This is a genomic window from Candidatus Mancarchaeum acidiphilum, assembly GCF_002214165.1.
In the GTDB taxonomy this organism is placed as follows: domain Archaea; phylum Micrarchaeota; class Micrarchaeia; order Micrarchaeales; family Micrarchaeaceae; genus Mancarchaeum; species Mancarchaeum acidiphilum.
The window spans coordinates 696794-718370 of the sequence record NZ_CP019964.1 but is presented as its reverse complement, the minus strand read 5'-3'; the positions used below and the strand labels follow the sequence as shown (position 1 = coordinate 718370).

At 39.1% G+C, this 21577-nt stretch carries 24 protein-coding genes, 3 tRNA genes and 1 pseudogene; 9 read left to right on the top strand and 19 right to left on the bottom strand.

Annotated elements, in window-relative coordinates; genetic code table 11:
- Positions 1–45: 45 nt before the first annotated feature.
- The 4 genes from Mia14_RS03765 to Mia14_RS03750 form a co-directional block, all read right to left on the bottom strand.
- A tRNA-Asp gene (locus tag Mia14_RS03765) sits at positions 46–117 on the bottom strand.
- A gap of 46 nt (positions 118–163) precedes the next feature.
- Positions 164–250 (bottom strand) — tRNA-Tyr (locus Mia14_RS03760).
- A gap of 198 nt (positions 251–448) precedes the next feature.
- The gene (locus Mia14_RS03755; RefSeq protein ID WP_088820320.1) at positions 449–1768 is read right to left on the bottom strand and encodes an Lrp/AsnC family transcriptional regulator; all 1320 of its coding nucleotides are present in this window, start codon (positions 1766–1768) and stop codon (positions 449–451) included.
- A gap of 94 nt (positions 1769–1862) precedes the next feature.
- Positions 1863–2642 carry a sulfite exporter TauE/SafE family protein gene (locus Mia14_RS03750; protein WP_088820319.1) on the bottom strand — a complete coding sequence of 260 codons (780 nt, stop codon included), beginning with the start codon at positions 2640–2642 and terminating at the stop codon, positions 1863–1865.
- Positions 2643–2822: 180 nt separating this feature from the next.
- Between Mia14_RS03750 and Mia14_RS03745 the strand changes: the two genes are divergently transcribed.
- A complete protein-coding gene (locus Mia14_RS03745; RefSeq protein WP_088820318.1) occupies positions 2823–5585 on the top strand; it encodes an AAA family ATPase in 2763 nt (920 codons plus the stop codon).
- 9 nt (positions 5586–5594) lie between these two features.
- Positions 5595–5679: transfer RNA gene (locus Mia14_RS03740), tRNA-Leu, on the top strand.
- Between the two features lie 3 nt (positions 5680–5682).
- Here Mia14_RS03740 and Mia14_RS03735 read toward each other — a convergent pair.
- The 6 genes from Mia14_RS03735 to Mia14_RS03710 form a co-directional block, all read right to left on the bottom strand.
- On the bottom strand, positions 5683–6237 hold the full coding sequence (locus Mia14_RS03735) for an endonuclease dU (RefSeq protein ID WP_157891457.1): 555 nt from the start codon (positions 6235–6237) through the stop codon (positions 5683–5685).
- 24 nt (positions 6238–6261) lie between these two features.
- A complete protein-coding gene (locus tag Mia14_RS03730) occupies positions 6262–6525 on the bottom strand; it encodes an RpoL/Rpb11 RNA polymerase subunit family protein (RefSeq protein ID WP_088820316.1) in 264 nt (87 codons plus the stop codon).
- A 4-nt stretch (positions 6526–6529) separates the two neighbouring features.
- Positions 6530–7135, bottom strand: coding sequence for an exosome complex RNA-binding protein Csl4 (locus tag Mia14_RS03725; RefSeq protein ID WP_088820315.1), 606 nt, complete (start codon positions 7133–7135; stop codon positions 6530–6532).
- Between the two features lie 64 nt (positions 7136–7199).
- Complete coding sequence (gene rpl12p, locus Mia14_RS03720; RefSeq protein ID WP_088820314.1) at positions 7200–7508, bottom strand: 50S ribosomal protein P1; 309 nt, start codon at positions 7506–7508, stop codon at positions 7200–7202.
- A gap of 52 nt (positions 7509–7560) precedes the next feature.
- A complete protein-coding gene (gene rplJ, locus Mia14_RS03715) occupies positions 7561–8394 on the bottom strand; it encodes a 50S ribosomal protein L10 (RefSeq protein ID WP_088820313.1) in 834 nt (277 codons plus the stop codon).
- Positions 8395–8404: 10 nt separating this feature from the next.
- The gene (locus tag Mia14_RS03710; RefSeq protein ID WP_088820312.1) at positions 8405–9037 is read right to left on the bottom strand and encodes an uL1 family ribosomal protein; all 633 of its coding nucleotides are present in this window, start codon (positions 9035–9037) and stop codon (positions 8405–8407) included.
- 281 nt (positions 9038–9318) lie between these two features.
- Here Mia14_RS03710 and rpmC point away from each other — a divergent pair, with 281 nt between their 5' ends.
- Entirely contained in the window at positions 9319–9522 is a 204-nt protein-coding gene (gene rpmC / locus Mia14_RS03705; RefSeq protein WP_088820311.1) for a 50S ribosomal protein L29, read from the top strand.
- Between the two features lie 2 nt (positions 9523–9524).
- Positions 9525–9830, top strand: coding sequence for a stress response translation initiation inhibitor YciH (gene yciH / locus Mia14_RS03700; RefSeq protein ID WP_088820310.1), 306 nt, complete (start codon positions 9525–9527; stop codon positions 9828–9830).
- A 34-nt stretch (positions 9831–9864) separates the two neighbouring features.
- On the opposite strand, the gene Mia14_RS05250 is transcribed toward yciH, so the two are convergent.
- Both Mia14_RS05250 and Mia14_RS05245 read right to left on the bottom strand, forming a co-directional pair.
- Complete coding sequence (locus Mia14_RS05250) at positions 9865–10350, bottom strand: HDIG domain-containing metalloprotein (protein WP_420835682.1); 486 nt, start codon at positions 10348–10350, stop codon at positions 9865–9867.
- Positions 10351–10926 (bottom strand): annotated as a pseudogene (locus Mia14_RS05245) (tRNA (cytidine(56)-2'-O)-methyltransferase); the annotation flags it as partial.
- A 137-nt stretch (positions 10927–11063) separates the two neighbouring features.
- Between Mia14_RS05245 and Mia14_RS03690 the strand changes: the two are divergent.
- The 3 genes from Mia14_RS03690 to Mia14_RS03680 are packed head-to-tail and all read left to right on the top strand — an operon-like array spanning position 11064 to position 11905.
- Positions 11064–11216 carry a 50S ribosomal protein L40e gene (locus tag Mia14_RS03690; RefSeq protein ID WP_088820308.1) on the top strand — a complete coding sequence of 51 codons (153 nt, stop codon included), beginning with the start codon at positions 11064–11066 and terminating at the stop codon, positions 11214–11216.
- 4 nt (positions 11217–11220) lie between these two features.
- Positions 11221–11439, top strand: a complete 219-nt coding sequence (locus tag Mia14_RS03685) for a transcriptional regulator (protein ID WP_088820307.1) — start codon at positions 11221–11223, stop codon at positions 11437–11439.
- Between the two features lie 4 nt (positions 11440–11443).
- The gene (locus tag Mia14_RS03680; protein ID WP_088820306.1) at positions 11444–11905 is read left to right on the top strand and encodes a DUF2666 family protein; all 462 of its coding nucleotides are present in this window, start codon (positions 11444–11446) and stop codon (positions 11903–11905) included.
- Here Mia14_RS03680 and Mia14_RS03675 read toward each other — a convergent pair whose 3' ends face one another.
- The gene (locus tag Mia14_RS03675; RefSeq protein ID WP_157891456.1) at positions 11906–13684 is read right to left on the bottom strand and encodes a hypothetical protein; all 1779 of its coding nucleotides are present in this window, start codon (positions 13682–13684) and stop codon (positions 11906–11908) included.
- A 232-nt stretch (positions 13685–13916) separates the two neighbouring features.
- Here Mia14_RS03675 and Mia14_RS03670 point away from each other — a divergent pair, with 232 nt between their 5' ends.
- Together Mia14_RS03670 and top6B are read left to right on the top strand one after the other, a co-directional pair.
- On the top strand, positions 13917–14441 hold the full coding sequence (locus Mia14_RS03670; protein ID WP_157891455.1) for a KH domain-containing protein: 525 nt from the start codon (positions 13917–13919) through the stop codon (positions 14439–14441).
- A 5-nt stretch (positions 14442–14446) separates the two neighbouring features.
- Positions 14447–16063, top strand: a complete 1617-nt coding sequence (top6B, locus tag Mia14_RS03665; protein WP_124216902.1) for a DNA topoisomerase VI subunit B — start codon at positions 14447–14449, stop codon at positions 16061–16063.
- On the opposite strand, the gene Mia14_RS03660 is transcribed toward top6B, so the two are convergent.
- Genes Mia14_RS03660 through Mia14_RS03640 form a run of 6 tightly spaced genes read right to left on the bottom strand, consistent with a single transcriptional unit; the run spans position 16043 to position 21572 of the window.
- Positions 16043–18433 carry a hypothetical protein gene (locus Mia14_RS03660; protein ID WP_088820302.1) on the bottom strand — a complete coding sequence of 797 codons (2391 nt, stop codon included), beginning with the start codon at positions 18431–18433 and terminating at the stop codon, positions 16043–16045. The two genes, top6B and Mia14_RS03660, sit on opposite strands and share 21 nt — an antisense overlap.
- 7 nt (positions 18434–18440) lie before the next feature.
- Positions 18441–18578, bottom strand: coding sequence for a hypothetical protein (locus tag Mia14_RS05145; RefSeq protein WP_157891454.1), 138 nt, complete (start codon positions 18576–18578; stop codon positions 18441–18443).
- A gap of 2 nt (positions 18579–18580) precedes the next feature.
- Positions 18581–19312, bottom strand: a complete 732-nt coding sequence (locus tag Mia14_RS03655) for an MreC domain-containing protein (RefSeq protein WP_088820301.1) — start codon at positions 19310–19312, stop codon at positions 18581–18583.
- Between the two features lie 26 nt (positions 19313–19338).
- Positions 19339–19740 carry a hypothetical protein gene (locus Mia14_RS03650; protein WP_088820300.1) on the bottom strand — a complete coding sequence of 134 codons (402 nt, stop codon included), beginning with the start codon at positions 19738–19740 and terminating at the stop codon, positions 19339–19341.
- Complete coding sequence (locus Mia14_RS03645; RefSeq protein WP_088820299.1) at positions 19733–20062, bottom strand: hypothetical protein; 330 nt, start codon at positions 20060–20062, stop codon at positions 19733–19735. The genes Mia14_RS03650 and Mia14_RS03645 overlap by 8 nt, the downstream gene beginning before the upstream one ends.
- A complete protein-coding gene (locus tag Mia14_RS03640) occupies positions 20055–21572 on the bottom strand; it encodes an ATP-binding protein (RefSeq protein WP_088820298.1) in 1518 nt (505 codons plus the stop codon). The genes Mia14_RS03645 and Mia14_RS03640 overlap by 8 nt, the downstream gene beginning before the upstream one ends.
- Positions 21573–21577 lie beyond the last annotated feature (5 nt).

Below are 21577 nucleotides of genomic sequence, written 5' to 3'. Positions count from 1 at the left end.
GAATTTAGTGCCAAATTATATTAGCATAAAAATCTCTAAAATAGGCGCCTCGGTCGGGATTCGAACCCGAGTCGCAACCGTGACAGGGTCGCATGCTAACCACTACACTACCGAGACTTGGTTTATATTGTTATTTTAAGTTTAAATTTTTATGCATTTTGCATCCCGTTGGAGTGATTTGAACACCCAACCTGCCGGTTTCTTTCTACACAGGCTACAGCCGGCCGCTCTACCATTGAGCTACAACGGGTCTATTTAATTAATATTGGGTTTATATGTGATTTTATAACGTTAAAATTTATAAATTCTAGCATATTGCCAAAAAGATCCAAATGCAGACATATTGAGAAAAAAAAGATATTTATACTTATGCTAGGTATCACTCTTATATTCATTGGAAATAATAAGTATTGTAATAATTGCCAAGCCTTTTTGCCAAACATACATTCTAAATGCCGCACACAAATCTTCTGTAGCCTATATCTCCCAATATATTTTTTTCAATTATCAATGATTCCAGTTCAACACCTTTTATGGATGTTTCAATCTCATTTTTAACCTCTTCTAAATCTCTATCATTAATTACTGAAAACAGATACAATATGCCATCAGGGATCCCAATATCGCATATGTAAGAGAACTTGTCAGTAGTCGTTTCAGGTTTGTCTATTGCCCCAATTTGGACATCTTTATGTTTTATGAATTCAGCTTTGTCAATGACCTTAGCAATTATAACGGCATCATAAATCTTAGGGATGCTCCTCATAATAATAGTTGGCCTTAAGATCAAATTTTTCTTTGTATCATTAATCAGGTTACTGTAAGCCTTTTTGCTGCTGCCTGCAGGCAAGTTATACTTCTGGTCTATGCTTTTAAACTCCTTTCTTCCATCAATATTTAACTCGTAAAGAACCTTGTATTCCTTTGAGTTTAAAGCGGGCAGGCAAAGTTTTTCTTCCATCATACTGCCATTTGATGCCTTGTTAATTAAAATATCAAAAAATTCTTGCCTTAATGGTAAAAATCCATAATTTGGATTTATTGATGTTACATACCATTCGGATCTGATTGACCTCAAAGCAGGGTCCCCCCTTATCTCATCAAGTGTACTTTCAATTATACTGCTGTTTTCTGCTAAACAAAATATTAGAAGATCGTAGATGCTCTTTGTTAAGAGCACTAGTTGCACCCTAGGATTTTTTGAAGTGGCCTTTAAGATGTTCTGTTCCTCAGGTTTCTGATCCAAGAATTTTACGGCAATCAAATAATTGGAGAACCCTAACTTCCCGGTATTTAGCTCTAACGTATCCTTTATACCTAACTCTTTTTTTAGCTTCTTTATTCTATATTTAACAGTATTTACTGGAGTTCCTATTAATTTGGAGATTTTAGGATAAGCAAGCCTTGAGTTCATGCTCAAAATCTTCAAAATTTTAAGATCTAAACCATCTACCTCAATATCATAAATATCGTAAGCATCCAAATTTTTTTGATCTGGTTCTGAAGGTTCAGGTACCCCATTAAATGTTTCTAAATCTGATACATCCAAACCGCGAAATTCAGGTTTTGCAGGTATTAATGCCCCTTTGTTGGTTATCCAGCCGATATAACTAAGAGAGATACTGTTTCTTCTGCCTTTTGGGCTGTGGGTTTTTAAGACCTCAAAAATACAGAATTTGCCATTTACAAGCTTAAGGTCTATACTGCGCCCGTAAATTTTTTCCAATTTTCTAAAGGAATAACTTATCTTAGCCGGGATATTTTTCATTTAACCCCTCACTATGCTTTGATAGTGTAATTGTAAGTAAATATATTCAGCAATACTTATTAACATTTGTCTAATCAAATGCAATTCTATCTGATTACAAAATTGCAGATTCCAAAAATATGTAAATGCCGAAAACAATCACTATAGCCGCAAATATCTTCCTAAGCAGATTCTTGTTCATCTTTACAGACACACGTGTACCAAAATACCCTCCTAATATACCTCCTATTATAAACAATACTGACAGCTCAGGCAAGACGTCACCGGCAAACGCATATCTTATTGCTGTGCCTATTCCAAAAGTGCCCACAACAAACAATGAGGTCCCTACTGCTTGGTTTATCTTTATTTTTGTAGAAGACATTATTCCTGGAACTATAAGGAATCCCCCACCTATTCCGAAGAAGCCGGAAGCAAATCCTACAAGCGATGAATAAAATGTCAATTTCTTCTTCTTAATCCCATCAAGCGACTTGCAATTTTCGTCAGGCAAGGTCTTGCACTTGCTTAAATACATATATACGCCTATTATTACCATAAGAACTGAAAACAAAGCAAGGAGGCTTTTTCCTGGCAAGTAAAGCCCAACTTCAGACCCTATGAAAACACCAATAAGACCTATGAAGGCAAACAGTACACCAACTTTAAGATTTACGTTTTTATCCCTTGCATGTTGGTAAAAATTTATGAATGCATTCACGCCTACTGCCAGTGCTGTTGTCCCTATGGCCTTGTGAGGCTCATCTATGCCTACAAAATAAATAAACAGAGGTATAGCAAGTATGGATCCTCCACCACCTATTAAGCCAAGGCTAAATCCGACAAGCAAACCAGAAATTATTGACAAGATGGATTGCAATAAAGTAACTATCATCCATTAGCTATAACAAAGATAATCTTAAATACATTCTATGTATAATGCAAAGGCCCTCTCAAAATTTTCAAAACCATGCACTTGCAATAGCGGAAAAATCAAAAATAAGGGCAATATATAAATATTGTAATAAATTTATTATTTAAGGTATAGAGATTGCATAATAAATCAGGTCCTTGAATGTCTAAACATACATCCGATGAAGCTATAAAAAGCAGCAATGTGAAGATGCTGATAAAGAAAAGGCACAAGGCACCCATATTCTTTTACAATATAAACAGCTTCTTCTCAGAAATATTCTCAAACAAACATTTCCTGGATTCAATATTAATGATAATAGCGTTTATAGCAGTAAACGCTGCATTCCCCGCATATCCAATAGTGATAGCGGTTATATTGGCCTTTATCATATTCATACTTGCCCAATTCCACCCTTACTTAGGTATAATAAGCTTGGCAGCTTTCCTTTTTCCTATATCTATAATAGAATTTCCATTACTCGCATGGGTTCTCCTGCTTCTTATAAGCCTTACATTGATTCTCGGATACAGGCATTATAGGGTAATAGTTCTACTATTCATATTGGCATCGTTGCCTTTTTCGGCTTTGGGATACATGCTTGAGATTCCTTTTCTAATAATATCCCCAATATTAATAGGGTTTAAGAGATCTGGAATGCTGTATGCAGTTTCGTTCCTTTCTATTGCAGCACTTTCAGCCATAACCGGGATACAGAATACGGGATTTATAATGTACACGGCATTGCCCGTGCATTCTTACATATTATCGCAATGGTCTAGGATTGCCCCATATTTTTCAATTACCTCTTTTGTCAGGCCGACCATTTTTACCTTTATACCTTTAGCATTGAAAAGCTCATCGGTTCTTGTCAGTGGCATTGTAACAAGTTCCATATCGGATATGATAACCATAATTGCGGTAGGCATATCGCACCAGCCAGAGTATCTTCTTGAATTGCTGCTGTTCATAGCGATAGCATATGGGATAGAGAAGGTTGTGATATCAAGCAGGTCAAAATACAAAGGCGCCAAGGCATCTATAATAGGTGTAGGGTTTCCAGCGATATTTGTTGGCCTGAGCATAATTCTATCTAGTGTAAAGATAAATTACATTGTACCATTTATAAGCTTCCTTATAGCCCCTATAGCGTTTTACCTAATGGAACTATATAATTATGAAATAAGCAATGCGCTGAACATAAAAAAGAATGACATAAGGATGAAGTTTGGTGAAGCCTTCGAAGACCTTAGCTCAGGTTCCACTAAAGAGACATTTGATGATATAGCAGATTACGAAACGATAAAGGCTGAGCTCAGGGAATCAATAATATCACCATTAGAGCAGAAGGGAGTATCGAAAGCCTATAACATTGCTCCTATAAAAGGTGTACTGCTTTTCGGTCCACCAGGTTCAGGAAAGACAAAATTGATGAGAGCACTTTCAAACGAGACCCACTCCGCGTTCTTTTATATAAAGGCTTCTAACATAGTGTCGGCTTATCCAGGGGAATCTGAAAAGGAGATAGTACATGTATTTGATGTGGCAAAAAAGAACACACCATGCATCCTGTTTATAGATGAGATAGATACAATAGCAGCCTCAAGGAATGACGAATCGACAGACGATGTGCATAAGCACCTTATAAGCCAGCTGTTGGTAGAGATGGACGGATTTGAGAGACTGGACAGGGTAATAGTAGTTGCAGCCACTAACATACCCGATAAGCTAGATCCCGCATTATTGAGGCCTGGGAGGTTTGACAAGGCAATATACATGCACCTTCCTGATTTCAATGGCAGGAAAGAGATATTCTCAATGTATCTAAAAAAGCTGCCTCTTGCCGGTGACATAAATATAAGCGAGATTTCAAAGCAGACACAACGCTATTCAGGTGCAGACATACAGAATGTATGTGCAACCGTAGCACAGGAAATAGCCTCCCAAGCATCCAAAGAACATAGGATACTGGAGATAAGGCAGGAGGACATAATGAAGACATTGAAGGTTATACGCCCATCCACAACATTTGCCCAGTTGGAAAAGTACAACGAGTTTGATCTGGACTTCAGAAGGCAGAGAGGAATTGAACCTGTCGAGGAAGCAGATGAAAATGTAACAATAGACAGCGTAATAGGCATGTCAGAAGCAAAGAACTCAATAGTCGAAGCTATACAGATACCGCTGATGCATCCTGACCTGATAAAAAAATATGATATAAAATCGATAAACGGGATACTGCTTTATGGCCCTCCCGGCTGTGGAAAGACTATGCTCATGAGAGCGGTCAAAGAGGATTTCAAAGGAGTTACAACACTAGAATTGAACGGCGCAGATGTTGAAAGGCAGGGTTTGGAAAAAGCAAATACAACGATAAAAGACTTGTTCTACAGGGCACTTGACAATACCCCGTCCATAATATTCATAGATGAGATAGACGGATTGATAAGGTCCCGCGAAGGCTCCAGTGAGTACTCGGCGCAGATAACAAGCCAGCTGCTTCAGGAGATGGATGGCATAAGAAAAACGACAGGTGTGGTAGTCGTGGCAGCCACAAACAGGCCTGAGGATTTGGACACAGCTTTGCTAAGAAATGGAAGATTTGACAAGCTTGTATACACACCGCCCCCAAACCTGAAGGAGAGAGCTTCAATATTCAAAGAGTACCTCAGCAATACGCCTCTATCAAAAGATGTAAGGTTCTCTAAACTGGCAGCGATAACAAGGAATTTTACAGGTGCGGACATAGCAGGAATATGCAGAGGTGTGAAGATGAAAGCTCTTGAAAGGGATTTGCAGACAGGAAAGCAGGTTACGATAACTTATAAAGACTTATCGAATGCAATAATTAATACCAAGCCTTCTGCTTCAGAGGCAATGCTTACGCCATACCTTAACTTTATGGCAAGATATGGCAGGACCTGAATTTTTAGTGCAGGGATAGCAAAGTATGGCCAAATGCGGTGGGTTTAGGGCCCATTCCCGTAGGGGTTCGTGAGTTCAAATCTCACTCCCTGCATTATCATATTTTCCCTTTTGATTCTCCTTCACTGATGCCCCTAGCTACTAGATGTGCAATCCTCTGGAATTCGATGCAGAAATCAAGTACCTGCTTATAGGACTGCTTAGGCAGATCAGATAGAACGTAGATATTTTTATCACCATAAAACTCGTATTCCCCAAATTCAGTTATCCTATCCATTTTTGGCTTTACATCATCACCGGATTTTGATGAGAATGCTTTTAAAGCATTTGCAATCTCGTTTGGCCTCGGCCTTTTCCTTGTCATAACAAGAAAGTGGATATGGAGCTCCTCTTTTACCTTTACAAGATCAACTACGTTCAATCCTGCCATAGCGATTCCATTCAAGGAAATAATCTTTATCTCATCCTTGAACCTGCTAGCGCTTATCATTTTTATTATCTTATGCGTAGAATCAGATCCGTTAACCCGTATTTTTGAAGACAGTACACCTTCTATTGTATTTTTTTCTCCGACAATACCAACAAGCAAAGCAAATTTCCCTGATCGTATAGGCCCGCCAGCTATGGATATAATCCTAGATCCTTGCTTCAATGTACTGCACCACTTAAGAAGCAGTTACTTCAATTGCTTTTTCATATCCTTTATGCTTGACTCTATCTTATTCAAAGCCCCCTTGAATGCTTCTGCCGCCTTCTCTCCCTTTGTCTTTATGACCAACTGGGGGTTGCCTACATCGGGGTGCTCCTTGTACACTCCTGCGAAAGTGACCTTTGAATCCTCAAGAGCGGTATTTGCTACAAGGTCAGGTATAGTCAAATCTGGAGAATTAAATTCAACCATCAGCTCATTTTCATCGTCTTTAAGTATTTTGTAGTCCATAATATCACAGATTTTTTTCTATAACTTTCAAAGCTTCTTCAATGCTGCCATATACTGTGCTCACGTCCTTATTGTTCACGTGTTTGCATTTTGAGCATGCGAGCATATGCAGCTTGGAATCGTAAATCATCGGTTCACCGCAATCCTCGCATACGGAGAATAATACCCCAAGTTCCGGAGAAGACTCTATATCCAGCATATAGGAGTCATCATCATTATACTTTATCTTTGCCAAAAGCACATCCCCTACATTGTAATCGGAGAAATTCAATTTCTTAGAACTGCCATAATGGCCACGCTCGCTTGGATTTATTATCTTGCCTTCCTTCAGGGCTACATAGTCCTTGCCATTAAGCCTAATGCTGCTCACTGAAGTGAATGCTATTGAAGGAAGCAGATCGGTTATCATGCAGATCACAACATTCTCCTCCTTGAATGTCCTTATGTCACGCAGAAGCGGCTTCACACCTATCTTTCCTCTCCCTAAAAACAAGTCTCCGACTAACAAAGAAAATAGGTACCCATTCTCATTGAATATTCCTCTCTCGGGTAAGAATTCTTCCTCTGTAGCTAATTTGTCTCCTGGCATGACTATTTCAGTGTCCTTCACGAAAACACGCATTTAATTATAATAAAATTAAAGCAAACAAAACAAATAAACTTTAGCTTTTAATTCATCCGAACAATCCAGCCAATCCGCCTGCTGCTTCCTCTTCGCTCTTTGCCTCGCTCTTTGCTTCTGCTTTGGACTCCTTCTTCCCTTCTGCCTTTGCTTCCGCTTTTCCTGGGGCTGCTGCAACCTGCATCGACTGTGCATTCTCTATTACGCTCTTTATGTCCACTCCTTTTAGGGACTCAACAACAGATTTTACTTTGGCTTCGTCTGGAGTCAATCCAGCAGCCTTTATAACTTCTGTCATACTCTGTTCGCTTATATCCTTGCCGGCTGCGTTAAGCAGCATTGCCGCATATACATATTCCATTTATTTCACCTTTAGTATCTAAAACATATTTACAAAATAAAAAATTTAAATATCACTCTCCAACTTTCTCGTTCAAGCTCTTTGCTTCTGCAGCTGCTATCTCGAGAAGCTTTTCAGTTATCCCTGTATCATAAATCTTTGCATTTATCCCCAATGCCATAGCTTCTGTATAAGCTTTGCTGATCATTGGCTTTATCGTGTACAGGTTTATGAATCCAGCGTCCAAGCTTAAGTTGTAAGCCGCACTGAATGCATGGGCTATGTCAATTTTCAGGCTATCTGAAGTTATGCTAAGCGCTTCCCTGCCGAACTTTAAGTGCTCATACATTATTGCAGACGGGACAAGGGTTGCTGTAAATGGCTTCATATCGAGCGTATGCAATGCCTTCGCAACCAAATTGCTTATGGTATCCCCTTTTTTGACAAGCACTTTGCTCTTTGATATAACTACCTTTCCTTTGTCTATCTTTACATCAATGCCAGCACTTTTAAGCTCCGTGACACCCTGACCTGGCTGAAGCGATGTTTCACCTTCAGCTATATTAATGTCATCTATTGCTTTCTGGTTTGGCTTTGCCGCCAATTTCATTGAGTTTGCCGAGAATCTCTTATAAAGCTCAAACGGGTTCTCATTGCTTAATATTATTGCAGATGTTCCCTTCAATTCAGATTCAAGCTTCTTTGTTTCCTCTGAACTTTCAAGTATCATGGTTAGCAGGCTCTTTTTGCCTATTATGAAGTTTATATCTGACCTAAGTTTATTTCTTGATGACTGCAGCAAGCTGTCCGGTATGCTGTTCAAAGGCAATACTCCGACCACCTTGTATTTTTTTATTTTTTCTACTCCTTCTTTTACAAATTTCTCTTTATCCTGCTTAGTTAACATGATGAACACCTCAAAGCAGCCTTACTGGCTTGCTCATGGTAAGTTTTACATATATGGATTTTATGTTCTGCTTCCCTACTTTCTTTGCCAGTGCATCTACAACAGAATCCACATTCTCCGCTATCTGGTCCGCACTCATTTTTTCATTTCCTATCAAGCAGTTAATCGTTGGTAAGTACTTGCCTTTAGATCTTATGAAAATCGAGTTTCCAGAACCTTTTATAACTTCTGCCACATCAAGTCCTATAAGAGGCCTTGGCATTTTGTTCTTAGGCCCTAAGAACTGACCTAAAGCCTTTGCTATATCAGGCATCAGATTTGGCTGTGCAAGAAGGTTGTAACTTAGCAGCTCATTCATTCTGGATTTATCTCCAGCAACAGATGTAAGTTCTGACTTGCTTATTATTGTGGCACCCAATTCCTTTGCCTTGTCAGCTATAGAAGGATCATCGGCGAATACCGCTACCTTATTCACTTTGCCTGTGCCGTTGCGCAGCTTTATCTCTATGTTAAGCCTGTTCACATTCTTTGTGAAATCAACATTCCTGAAATTTACCGCCGCTTCGACACTTTGTGTGAATTTTCTCTTCCCCTTATTTTCTTCCAATAAGGTGGCTATTTTATCTTTCATATCTTTTTCCATCGAATCCCTCCTGCACCTCTGCAGTAACCGCGGGAAAAGTAGCAATATGACTTTTCAACCATCGACTTAAAAAAGATTGTAAGAAAATGTATTTATACTTTTCTATTACATCAACTAATTTGATTGTAAAATGTGCAATAAATCACCGCATTTGCAATGAGAAATTAAATATAAAAAGTTTTATACCAAAAGGGTGTGCTTTGGGCCGATGCAGTCGGGAGGTCCGCAATTGCAAAAGCGAAAAGTATTAATATTAATAATATTAAAAAGTTAAATAAGAGGTGCTTATTATAAAAGCAAAAGAACTTAGAGGATTATCTGACAAAGAGCTAAAAACCAAGTTGGATGATTTGAATTTAGAGGAAGCTATCGAGAAGAGGAAGATTGCAGCTACAGGAGTGTCAAGCAAAGTCGTAAAAATAAGGGATATAAAGAGAACTATAGCACGCATACTCACGATTCTCAATGAAAGAGGTGCAAAATAAAGATGTCAGAAATCTGCCCTAAATGTGGGCTGCCCAAAGAGCTTTGTGTTTGTGATGTCTTAGATAAAGAGACGGAAACTAAAATAAAGATCTATAAAAAGAAAGCAAAATTCAATAAAGTAATGACTGTGATTGAAGGGATAGCTGCGAATTCAATAGAAGAGACGACAAAAGACCTGAAAAGGTTATTGGCGTGCGGAGGTACCTATAAAGGGAACCAGATAGAACTTCAGGGAGACCACAGGGAAGCGACTAAGAAAGCATTGATAAATATAGGGTACAAAGCTTCTGGAATAGATTTGGAGTGAACAGCGCTCCTCTTTTCTCATCCTTTAAAATTGTTTAATCCGTACACAGGTCGTCCAAGTCAATTTTGCACTTTTTTGATAGTTCCTTATGGAGCTTCAATATGTGTTCAGCTGAGTTATTCAACCCCTCTTTTTTATAACGTTCAATCGTTTTTTCTATTCTTACTCTTTTTGAGCCATAAATAAGGTTGTTAGCTTCCGCCACTATCTTTTCCTCCAATGTGATCGGGACATATGTGATCGGGACATAGTTCTTTTTAGGTATGTATAGGCCATTTTTTACCACATCCTCTTTTGTCAATCCAGCTCCTATATGCCTTTCCACTATTCTTGCAACCTTCTCATTTACCCTCTTTTTCCTTAGGATCTCTGCCCCTATGTGCCCATGATCCAAGCCATTTGCCTTGCTCCTGCCTATGTCATGAAGCAATGCACCTGCTGTTATAAGATTAAGGTTTGCGTTGGCCCTCTTTCCAATTTCAACAGCCAATTCATAAACAGCCTTTGAATGGAGCAGCAATTTATCATCTACCTTTTCATTTTTGAGTATATCGATGCATTCCAACTCATTAGGTATTAAAGTCACATATTTGCCATTTTCCATCGGTTTTATCGAAAGCTTTGAGGTATAACCTTTATCAAGTTCCCTTCCCTGATAATACCTATCAAGAAACATGGCCAATGCGGAAACTTCACTGTGCGGCTGATTGGCAACTGCGATATTATAATCAGCATTCTCATAATACCAAGGTTCAACTTTTTCAGCACCTACTACAACCAATAAGTCTTTGCCTCTAACCTTGTTCATATCAAATCCAGACAAGTTCAAGCCATACATTGTAAGGTGTACAATAATACCTCCAGATTTTTTCCATTGCTCAACATATTTTTTCGCGTCTTTAGTAGAAGTAGCTTCAAATTTTCCATCTCCCCATCTATTCGATACACTATTTAGCCCAGATACTACTTTGCTGTCCGACCCAACAAGAACAAATCTGTCAGCGCCGAAGGTTCTTGCAACAAGCCCAACATGCGTAGTCACCCTCTTATCCCTTTTTGGCCTGTGCCCTAACCTTAAAACATAAATTTTTGCCATAATTACACCGAATAAATCCCACTGTTATACCTGATATATTTTTAAATTTTACCTGATAATTATAACTGTCAAATTATTAAAAACACAACGTATTAAATATTTGATTTTAAAAAGCAGATACAATTAAGGTGCTTATTATGGGAAAATTTGCAGTAGCTGATGCAGCATTATCAAAGATTTGGGTTTGCAAGAAATGCAAAGCCAGGAACAAGGCAGGAGCAGAGAAGTGCAGGAAGTGCGGATCTAAATACCTTAGGCCAAAGAGAAAAGATACTAGAGTTAAAAAGTGATATAATGGCAGAATTATCTAATATAGAGCAATTGATAGTTGACGTGATGCAGTCAATGGGTGCCACCAAGGAAACATCAATAAAGACCGCGGACGATATAGCTAAAAAATGCAGCAGGCCAAAGGGTCTTGTAACAAATTCATTGATTACACTGACACAGAAAGGCTTGATAAAGAGAGTAGCAAGGGAGAAGGTGGCAGGCTACTACATTGTCCAGAAGTGATATCATGGATGGTAAACCGGATAATTATATTGACTTCTCAGTAAAATATAATGATTGGGTTGCGATAAAGAGGTTATCAATTGATGATAAGGTAACCCCCGAAGAAGTAGTCTATAATTTAGCTTCAATAGAATCTTCAATAGATTCAAAGGTGTACAAATTTTTAGGCATAGATATAAACTCAATAGATTCTTTGGCTAAAAATCTAGCAAAGCAGTCAGGATCAGGATACAAGGGCTTGCCTAAGCTTGCTTCTTTAATTGACACAAAACAGGTAAAGGACAGCTTGTCAAAAGCCTGCAAGACACAAGTTGTAGTGCCATTTGCAAAATCCTATCTCTTAGACAAGTCATTGAAGTACATGAAATTGAGCGCAGATATAGAATTGCCTACGATGCTCAAGGCATTCCCGGATCTTAAAGCAAGGTACAAATACAAAGCTCCGAAAAGTAAAATATTAAAATAACTAATTTTTATATTTTTTAATCTCATCAAGGAATTCCCCTTCATTTATGAAATCTACCCTGAATATGTTGTCCCTTGACAGTGGTATTTTGGCATCATCATACGCGTTTTTTCTTATTTTTATATAAGTCTCCCCATCTATTATCCTCTGCCTTGCAAATTCATTCTCTACATTCCTGTCAAGCAGGGAGATAAAGTTTTCATCTATATTAGGAATTGCCTCTATCACATACGACTCAAATCCGCTTCCATAAAATGTCAGCAGAAGGTTGTTCTTAGGCTTTTTAACGTTGGTTAGATAGCTAACCAACCCTATCAATATTGAGCCTGTGTATATATTGCCTATCTCCTTTGAAAGCTTCACAGCTTCCTCTATGTGTAGCTCCTCTTTTATCTGCTTGAATATTTTTGACGACCGTATGCTCTTGTTATATACATTGTCCTCTTTTTCAAATTCGTTTATGACATCCATTATTGGCTTGAAGGCATTTTCTATGTCCTTTTCGCCAATCTTATCACTTTCCAATAGCATCAAGAAAGATTCCTTGCAATTTCCAAGCAATTCCAATATATCCGTATTTGATTCGAATTCCGAACTTATGTTTTCGATTTCCCAGATTATGCTTTTCACTTCATCCTTGGTATTTCCTGCATTTAAAAATGAATCCATCTCATTCTTCCTCTCAGACATCCTGCCTTTTATCTCGGAAGAAAGGCCGACAGCATTGTTGTAAAGGCTCTCAAATTTTATTATAAATTTGAACTCGTCTTCCAAACTGTCGAATCCAGGAAGAAAGCTCTCTTTTAACATCGTGCCTGAAGAATTGAGGATGCCCAAATCAACAGAAAGATCCTCTTTCAAGCTGCTGTCAGTCCTGCTCAAGTGCCTTATAAGATATGCAAGCAGCTTTTCAGGTATCTTCGGATATGGAAGATGTGATATTAGGTCATAGCTCTCAAGCATCTTCCGGTTATTTATAGGTATTCCGGTATTCTCAGATATCCTTTTAAGAGCCTCAAATATGGCAAGGGAATAAGCCTCTTCTGAGAATTTGCCAAAAACTATCGGATATCTGGCCACCAAGCTTAGCCCAGAAGACGAATAATTGTCATCAAAGATAACCTTTATGAAATCGGGAACCTCATCAGAGTAATGCCCTATTTTATCAAGAAGAACTATCCCTTTTTTGCCTTTCTCATATGGCTCAAGCAACACCGCAACTGATCCAAAACCTCCTGTTTCATCTGCAGCAGTTCCGAGCTTATACTCTGCATTGTCTGTTGCAACTATTATCGCATATCCACTGAGCCCATTTATTGCATAACTTGATATAGCAGATCCGGCCGATGTGCAGGCGGATTGCACATGCATTCCTATCTCGGGATTAAGATGCTTTATGTTGTATCCATTGTTGTTTAGCTTGTCTATAAGCTTGTTTGTCAATTTCAATACGGGGTTTGCCATGCTCTGTGATATATCGTGAGGAGTTTCAGTTGCTATAACCACATTCGATACCTTTGAGGTATCAACATTGTAAGATACTATAAGCTTTATTATCGCAAGTGCCGCATTCGTTATCACATCTTCGCCTTTTGCGGCAACGCTCGTGCGGTTTATTCCAAGCCCAAGCACAACCTTGTCTGTCTCATCCTTAAGCCTACTGCTATCAACGATAGAACTTACCTTATCCCTGCTTGATATAGAATAGCTTCCTAATGAGAATGAGATTCCTGTAATCTCAACTTTGGAATTTAATTTAGCATCAGTTAACGTTGCCATATTGATCATTACAGATTGTAATAAAAAGTTTAAATATTGACTAACCTGTATTAGACATTAAACGTTATTTCATTCGTAAATCTACAGAATTACTTAATGTGCTACAACCAAGAAAATACGTGTCCAGTCCATACTGTACATATTTATATCATGAAGATGCAGCGAATAAATAAATATGAATTGCTATAAATCCAATATAGATATTTATTTCTAAATATACCAGATGGTTAATATGCAAGAAGTTTACATACCGGCGGAAAGATTAAAATTACTAAAATCAAATCATGACCTATTAAAAAGATTGGAAGATACATGCAACTGCCATCTTAAAATAAGCCAAGGCAATAGCATAGAGATAGAAGGAGATGCCTTTGATGAATTCAATGCCAAGAATATACTTTATGCGTTTGGCAGGGGATTCAGCATAGAGATAGCCGAAAAACTCTTGAATGATGAATTCTATTTTACATTCATAGACCTGGCTGATTATGCCAAAAACAAAAACAGGAGAACAGAGATCAAGGCAAGGCTAATAGGCAATAATGGCAGGACTAAAAAGTATATAGAGGAGGTAAGTTCCGCATATCTAAGCATATACGGGGATACAATATGCTTCATAGGAAAAGCAGATAACATCGCCGAAGCGGAAACCGCCGCCAAGACCTTAATAGAAGGCGGTTCCCATAGGTTGGCTTACAGGAGAATGGAAGCTGCTCATAAAAGATATAGAAAGGCCCCTGAATCAAAAGAGGTTTGATAGCAATGCCTCCAATTAATAATGCCAATGAAACAGTAGGGAGTGCGGATTCAATATTCAACAAATTCAAGGAGCACTCAATTTCAGAATTCTTCAAGAAGAACAAGCAGATGCTGGGCTATTCCGGGTTAGCCCATTCTATGGTCACGATAGTCCACGAATATGTCACAAATTCACTGGATGCATGTGAAGAGGCAGGCATACTTCCAGAGATAACAGTTTCTATAAAAGATGCAGGTGAAAACAAGTATTGGATCAGCATAGAAGACAATGGCCCGGGGATACCAAAGAAATACATTGGAAAAGCGCTTGCCACCATTCTTGCTGGCACTAAATTCAATTCTTACAAGCAGCAGAGAGGCCAGCAGGGTATAGGAGCCGCAGGGTGCACATTGTTCTCTAGCATGACAACAGGCAAGCCTATACATATAGAGTCCACAACATTAAACGAATCTTATGCATGTGATTTATCAATCAATACCATTGACAACACCCCCGTAGTTTCCAATATGAGTGACATAAATCATAGTGGCACAGGGCTTAAAGTTGAGGGGGTTTTTGGAGAGATAAAATATGAAAGAGGTGACAGAGGTGTTTACGAGTACCTGAAAAGGACGGCGCTTGTAAATCCACACTGCCAGATAGCATTCATCGATCCCGAATCCGAAAAATACATATTTACACGTTCAATAAATGCAATACCTAAAAAGCCAAAGGAAGTAAAGCCCCATCCATTAGGGCTGTCCATAAATGACATAATAGAATTCTCACAGGTATCACAAGAGAAAAAGATTTCGACTTTTCTTCAGAACTCATTTACTCGTGTAAGCCCCAAGAAAATCGAAGAACTAAGAAAAGTTTGCAATATTGATTTTGACAAGCCCCCCTCTGAAATAAACTGGGATGATGCAGAGATGCTTATAAACGCATTCAAGAAAATAGACTGGATAGCTCCAGATGCCTCATCATTAAGCATACTGGGAAAATCCCAAATCAAAACGACAGTCCTTAACATACTAAATCCAGAATACATCTCAGTGACAGAGAGGAAGCCAAAGGTGTTCTATGGAGGGATACCATTTATAATAGAGTCGGCTATAGCGATAGGCGGAAATGCAGGGAAGAAAACAGAAGACAACGATTATACATCAAATATAATGAGGTTTGCGAATAAAGTTCCATTGCTATTTGACGCGGGAAGCTGTGCGATTACAGAAGCGGTAAAGAAAGTATCATGGAAGAGGTATGACATAGACCTGGAAAAGCAGCCTGTAAGCATAATGGTCAACATGTCCTCAATTTATATACCCTATTCAGGGGTCGGCAAGGAATCCATACAGCAGGACCAATCTATAGTCAATGAGATAAAATTTGCATTGATGGACTGTGCAAGGGAGATGCATCATTACCTGAAGAACAAAGAGAGGGACAAGATTGAGATGAGCAAGTATAAATCAATAATCAAATATGTTGACCACCTGTCTTCGGATTTGGCATTCATCACTGACATGGACAGAGGCATGATAAAGGAAAAGCTGTCAACCCTTGTAGAATCTCATTACATAAAGAAAAAAGACATAGAGGAGACCGATTCAGGCGAATCAGGAGAGCAGGTCATTTAGGTTGTCCAAGCTCACCAATTTTACCAACCCTGAAGATAGGTAAATCCTGAAAAGATCCATATCATAAGAGGACACACTGTAAACAGTTTCCTTGAACTTATTCAGCTCCTCCTCGCTCAAGAATACTATAAAGGTCTTTAATCCTGGAGTTATAGATACCTCCTTGAATTTTGATGTCTTCGAATAAATTATTATATTCGCCTTCTGGTCCTTCATTGCTATTACCATGTCTGCCTTGTCGTTGCTATCCAGGTCTGTAAAGGTTATCGCATGCGATATCATGAACATCCTAAGCTCCTTGAATATGGCCAGATATGCAATGTCATGCTTGCTCAATGTGATCCATGATTTTGGCGCATAAAGATCTCTTACAGAAACCAATTCGTTCTTCTCTACCATCTGTGTAAGTATCGTATTGATGTTGTTCAGAGTAAGGTTCACAGGTATATTGTTGGAGCGGATGTAATTTGATACAGCGGTCCTGAACTCATGCACTGTCAAAGGCATATACCTCCAATGGTAATAAGTATTAAGCTTGTCAAATGCTCCAATCAGATCTATGTCCTTTAAACGTATGTCCTGTTTTTTGGCTACTGGCAGATTTGACACATCAATATAAAATTCGTCTCTTGGTGCCGGATGCACAAATACTATGACTATGAAAGCGACAAGGAATACAATTCCGGCTTCTATGTATTCAGAGTTTATATGGAATGTTGGCGGTGTTGCAGTGTTTACAAAATCCGTAGAAAGCATATTTAGGTTAAACGTGGATTTAGTTGTAAGCTTTGGTGCAGTCTTAGGCAAGGTATAATTTATTACACCGTTCTCCACTGTTCCATTCTGTGTATATTTGCCATCGACGTTTATTGAGTATGGAATTCCAGAGATTGGCTTACCCTGTGAATATACAGTGAAGGTGAACACATTTTTTGTGAAATACGGAGACAGGGTTACCGAAATGGGAGGGACCGTGAATAATGCAGAGGCATAGTCAAAATCGAGGTCGTTCCTTAGAATCGCTATATACTGTCCTGGAGGTAGTGTAAATGTCTTGTACTGTATCAAGGAAAAGTTGCCCGAGGCTTCAAAAGATGTAAGGTATATATCCTCAAATTTGGTCATGTTGGTATAGTATATTGCCAGATGGGGGACTATATTTACATTTGTTGATGAATTGGTGAAAATGTCCATATCAACAGGATCTGTGGATCCCGCTACGATGTTATTCTGTATGCCCAATTTTCCGTATACCTTGTAATCCGGTTTATAAGTAAGATAGTTATAGATTGATCCATTCCCAAATCCATAGGTGCTATTGGTATAGGCGACTATTCTTATTATCCCGGAATTCAGCTTTTTTATTAGGGGGTATGAATAGCCCAAGGTGCTGCTGTTCAAAAATACTCCTTCAGATCCTGACACCACATTGTTCAATCCAACATTTACCGTAGCTGTTCCAGATATATAAGTGGGGATCCAGTACAATTGGGATATTGACTTAGCTATATCGTAAGCGGAATCGTTCAATGAAGGCCATGAACTGAGGTAATTGGAGAATGCAATTATAGTACCGTTATAAACATAGGTATATGATACAGGCCCATACGTTCTTCCATTATTAAATACAAAAGTCCTGTTTGTAAAATAGAATCCATTTTCTTTTGGCAGCGGCGAAACACCGGAAGTTGAAAGATAAGAGGGCATCCTGCTATCCGGGACCACGATATCTCCAGGCCCAACTAAGCTTGAAAAATCATTCCCTATATAGATTATTGAAATGCCTTTCATCAATGCATATCCGATTACAGAGGTATTGCTTTCATTGTATTGCCTTGCCAATTGCGGATTGTTGTCCGACAAGCTATAGTTGCCCATCATTGATATTGGGAGCCTCCCGTTCATTATTATTAGTATGGAGTTATTTGGTAAAGAAGCAACCTGTGAAGCGGACACAACCTGAACTTGGCTGTAATTGCTTATGATTCTGTATTTTATAAGGTCATTGGTAATATAGCTTACTTCCGCGGTCGGGTTGGAGCATGACAAGCAGTCATTAGTATAATTCAATATGTATATCTCGTTGTAGGAAGGAGGGGATTTCTGCAATATCGATTCATTGATGTACAGCCCGGTTACATTTGATGCTGCATAGTCCAAAAGAGTGTAAGGCATGATGTCGTAGCTATAATTGTAAAACAGCAGATTTTGCCCTGTAAGGTACACATTTTCACTAGGCGCTATATATTTCAATACTGGAGGCGCAGGAGGCTTTAGCTGTGCGAAGAGACTGGAGAGATAAGCAAATATCCCTGCAAAGATTATTGCCATGACCACGACTAAAATTAAAATAGCTATCTTCTTTTTCATTCAGCCATCACTCCGTATTCCCCTTTTTTGCAAACAGTTTTACGAAAAGTTTTGTCAAGCCGTTTTCTCCTTTCGAGAGCCTTTTAACTATTCGGTAGACTCTTACATATTTAAGCTTTTGATTTACCCTGACATTGTATATCATATTCATCCCTGTATGGATATGTAACCTTCCGTGACCATCTTGTTAAGTATCTGCTCGACTCTTGATATTGGTATGTGGTGCGTATTGGAAAACGCATCCAAGTCTATTGTGTTGTTATGCTCGTCTATCCAATCCTCGACCATAACCATCAAAGCCTGGTCGGAATACTTATGCAGCTGATCCAGCTGCTCATTAAGCCTTTTATTCTCGTCTTCCATCTGGACCGCTTTTGCTGTAAGCGTTTTATTCGAATTTTGAAGCTCAAGGTTAAGCCTGCGTATTTCCCTGAATTCGCTGAACAACGAATCATAGCTATTGAACAACGAACTGTAGCTTTGACTTAATGAGCCCAATATATCATCTATAGAAGAATTGATATAAGTATAAAGTGCACTCTGGTCTACAATATATAGGTCTGTAACGAGTGCAAGCAGCTCAAGCACAGCCCTTATAACATAAATCTTTCTCATCTTTTCGCTGCTGTCCAGCGGTATAGAATACTGCACAGTTATAGAATCAGGCTTGAATACAAGAACTATGAACAGGAAAGGATTCTTCTGCATATCCCTGCTCTCTATAGAGACTAAAACTAATGAATTGTCCTGCTGCTTTTTCGATATAAATGTCTTTACATCAGAAAACCTGCCGAGCATATCGTCGAAACTTCCAACTAACCTGCTATTTAAGTAGAATTCTTTTACTTTAGGTTTTATTATCCCCATAGATTCAGGCATTCATACACCTTATAACACAACAATACTCATTTATCATATTTCCCTTTTAAATCCTTTGATACAAATTTTTCAGGAAGATCTACTGCTGGAATATATGAAAGGAGCGAAAGCAGATAAAGCAGCAATATTATAGCAAGCCCAAAGAGTATTGCACCTATCGAACCACCCGACATTATTATCAGCAATGCCGCAAACACTATCCCTATCGCTATATAAAATATCTGCCTTCTTATATATTTGTTCCTTTCTTTAAGGTATTTTTTGTAATCCTCCTTACACACTACCAGTTTGTACCCCTTTTCATTTTTGGTTATGTTCCTTTTGATCCATCTTATTGAATCCAGTACAAAATCATCTTTCACATGCAACCCTGGCTTCTGCTGGCCGCATATTATGCACCTGTTGTTAGATATGCTGCTTTTACTCATTAACTTCATCCTCTGCGCTGAATTCAACTGAGGCATTGAATATCCTTCCTGGCTCTGCTGCAAGCTTCTGTTCGTCTTCATCATTCAGTATATTATTTATCCTGACGTCATCCATACCAAGGCGGCGCAATATGTTTACAATATTATCTAAGTCTACTCCAGACTTCTCCAATATCGATACGAACGCGAGTGCATTTATATGTCTATGGGACTTTTCCAGCTCCCCAAAAAACCGGGCGATAGTGTCCTCGCTAATCTTGTAGTTTATCAGCAGTTTCCTGAGGTCTGCCTTGCTTATCGTATAAGAGTTCTGTTCACTCATTTCTTACACCTGAAGAGGAGATTATCCTTGTTATGAGAAGGTCCTCTATGCTCATGCTTTTCAGCAACGCAATTATATCCGCCACCCTAAGATGGTAAGAGTAAAGGGTTCTCACGAAATCAAGCATGTTTATGGTCCTCCCCTGGCTGTCCAGCTTCTTAAACAGCTGGTTTATTATGTCCCCGCTGACGTTATAGTTTATCATCTTGTTCTTGAGCTCATCTTCCTCAAACTGGTAATCTCTTGGGAGAAGGTTGGCCGAAACCTCTGCCTGTGTCAGCACATCTGTCAAGTTTATTGTGTATATGTATAATGGCTCTTCACCCTTTATCCTGTCCAGAACGAATATGTTTGGGAACCTCATCGATGTTGTGAATGACATGTCCACAGCGGCTTGACCTACTCCGAAATTGCTTATCTCGCTTCTGATATAAGGCGAGAAGTTCAAAGAGCCCTGTATGTAATCAAGGAACCTTTCAAATTTTATCCTAAGTATGAAGTTAGTGCCCACGTTTGAGTATATCGCCTCATTAATATCCGTGGGGTTTTGGGATGCCACTATGAGCCCGAACTGGTATTTCCTTCCCTCTCTGACTATCGTGATTGCATCGCTTCTGTCATCGCTGGCCACCTTCCAAGCTTCATCAAGCACCACGAAGGTCTTTATCCCTTTTGTTTCGGCAAAACCTTCAAACCTCATTTTCTCTTTCAATGTCTGCAAGATGAACAATGCTGCCAATGCCCTAAAAGTATCATCAGACAATCCTGAAAGATCTATGTCGACCAATCCAGAATTAGCCATCTTTTCTATGTCCAAAGTGCTCTTCCTTGAGAAGAAGTCCTCCCCTGGCCTCGCAAACTGCCTAAGCCTATATATTGCATTTTCAAGTTCTGCCGGGTACTGGTATCCTCCCGATTGAAGCTGCTCTTCAAGCAGGGCTATCCCATCCTTAAGCGTCGGCGCATCCTTGCCTTCAGGCGGCCTTTCCGCCAAGTTGAAGCCCAGATTGGCGTAAGCCTGCTCCAAAGCCTCTTCAGTCAGCCTGCGCTGTTCAGGATAAGACGCGATATCCGTAAGTATCTCAAATGCGCCCATTATCTGCTTGACCCTATCCAATGGCTTCATACCTGCAAGGTCCATGATATTGATATAGTCCCCCTTCCCCAATGAAAGTATTGTGCCACCGCTCTGCTGTACCCATGCCTTGTACTCCGAAGCCCAGTCTATTATCACAGCATTCGTATCCCATATATAGTTTGCCCTTATCAGGAAGGTCTTTACAAAATAGCTCTTTCCTGCACCTGTTATTCCCACTACTGCTATATGGGGGTTGGTGACATTGTCGAAATTCCAAGCGAACGGGATCTTGAATATCTTGGTATTGCCTATATAAATTGAATTCATAGGATCATTAAGCAGTATATTTGCCGGCGGCTCTGGAGGCCTTGACAAAAATGACCTCTTAGACACCTCATTGCTCATCACGTGTTGCATCTTTACAATAGACATAATAT

Bases quoted from the DNA above. Each gene is read 5' to 3' on its own strand.
- rplJ (WP_088820313.1), bottom strand. From the start codon at position 8,394: ATGTTAACTAAGCAGGATAAAGAGAAATTTGTAAAAGAAGGAGTAGAA.
- Mia14_RS03745 (WP_088820318.1), top strand. From the start codon at position 2,823: ATGTCTAAACATACATCCGATGAAGCTATAAAAAGCAGCAATGTGAAG.
- Mia14_RS03685 (WP_088820307.1), top strand. From the start codon at position 11,221: ATGGCAGAATTATCTAATATAGAGCAATTGATAGTTGACGTGATGCAG.
- Mia14_RS03755 (WP_088820320.1), bottom strand. From the start codon at position 1,768: ATGAAAAATATCCCGGCTAAGATAAGTTATTCCTTTAGAAAATTGGAA.
- Mia14_RS03645 (WP_088820299.1), bottom strand. From the start codon at position 20,062: ATGAGTGAACAGAACTCTTATACGATAAGCAAGGCAGACCTCAGGAAA.
- Mia14_RS03730 (WP_088820316.1), bottom strand. From the start codon at position 6,525: ATGGACTACAAAATACTTAAAGACGATGAAAATGAGCTGATGGTTGAA.
- Mia14_RS03650 (WP_088820300.1), bottom strand. From the start codon at position 19,740: ATGAGTAAAAGCAGCATATCTAACAACAGGTGCATAATATGCGGCCAG.
- top6B (WP_124216902.1), top strand. From the start codon at position 14,447: ATGCCTCCAATTAATAATGCCAATGAAACAGTAGGGAGTGCGGATTCA.
- Mia14_RS03675 (WP_157891456.1), bottom strand. From the start codon at position 13,684: ATGGCAACGTTAACTGATGCTAAATTAAATTCCAAAGTTGAGATTACA.
- Mia14_RS03660 (WP_088820302.1), bottom strand. From the start codon at position 18,433: ATGAAAAAGAAGATAGCTATTTTAATTTTAGTCGTGGTCATGGCAATA.
- Mia14_RS03655 (WP_088820301.1), bottom strand. From the start codon at position 19,312: ATGCCTGAATCTATGGGGATAATAAAACCTAAAGTAAAAGAATTCTAC.
- yciH (WP_088820310.1), top strand. From the start codon at position 9,525: ATGTCAGAAATCTGCCCTAAATGTGGGCTGCCCAAAGAGCTTTGTGTT.
- Mia14_RS03750 (WP_088820319.1), bottom strand. From the start codon at position 2,642: ATGATAGTTACTTTATTGCAATCCATCTTGTCAATAATTTCTGGTTTG.
- Mia14_RS03670 (WP_157891455.1), top strand. From the start codon at position 13,917: ATGCAAGAAGTTTACATACCGGCGGAAAGATTAAAATTACTAAAATCA.
- Mia14_RS05145 (WP_157891454.1), bottom strand. From the start codon at position 18,578: ATGATATACAATGTCAGGGTAAATCAAAAGCTTAAATATGTAAGAGTC.
- Mia14_RS03710 (WP_088820312.1), bottom strand. From the start codon at position 9,037: ATGGAAAAAGATATGAAAGATAAAATAGCCACCTTATTGGAAGAAAAT.
- Mia14_RS03640 (WP_088820298.1), bottom strand. From the start codon at position 21,572: ATGTCTATTGTAAAGATGCAACACGTGATGAGCAATGAGGTGTCTAAG.
- rpl12p (WP_088820314.1), bottom strand. From the start codon at position 7,508: ATGGAATATGTATATGCGGCAATGCTGCTTAACGCAGCCGGCAAGGAT.
- Mia14_RS03680 (WP_088820306.1), top strand. From the start codon at position 11,444: ATGGATGGTAAACCGGATAATTATATTGACTTCTCAGTAAAATATAAT.
- Mia14_RS03690 (WP_088820308.1), top strand. From the start codon at position 11,064: ATGGGAAAATTTGCAGTAGCTGATGCAGCATTATCAAAGATTTGGGTT.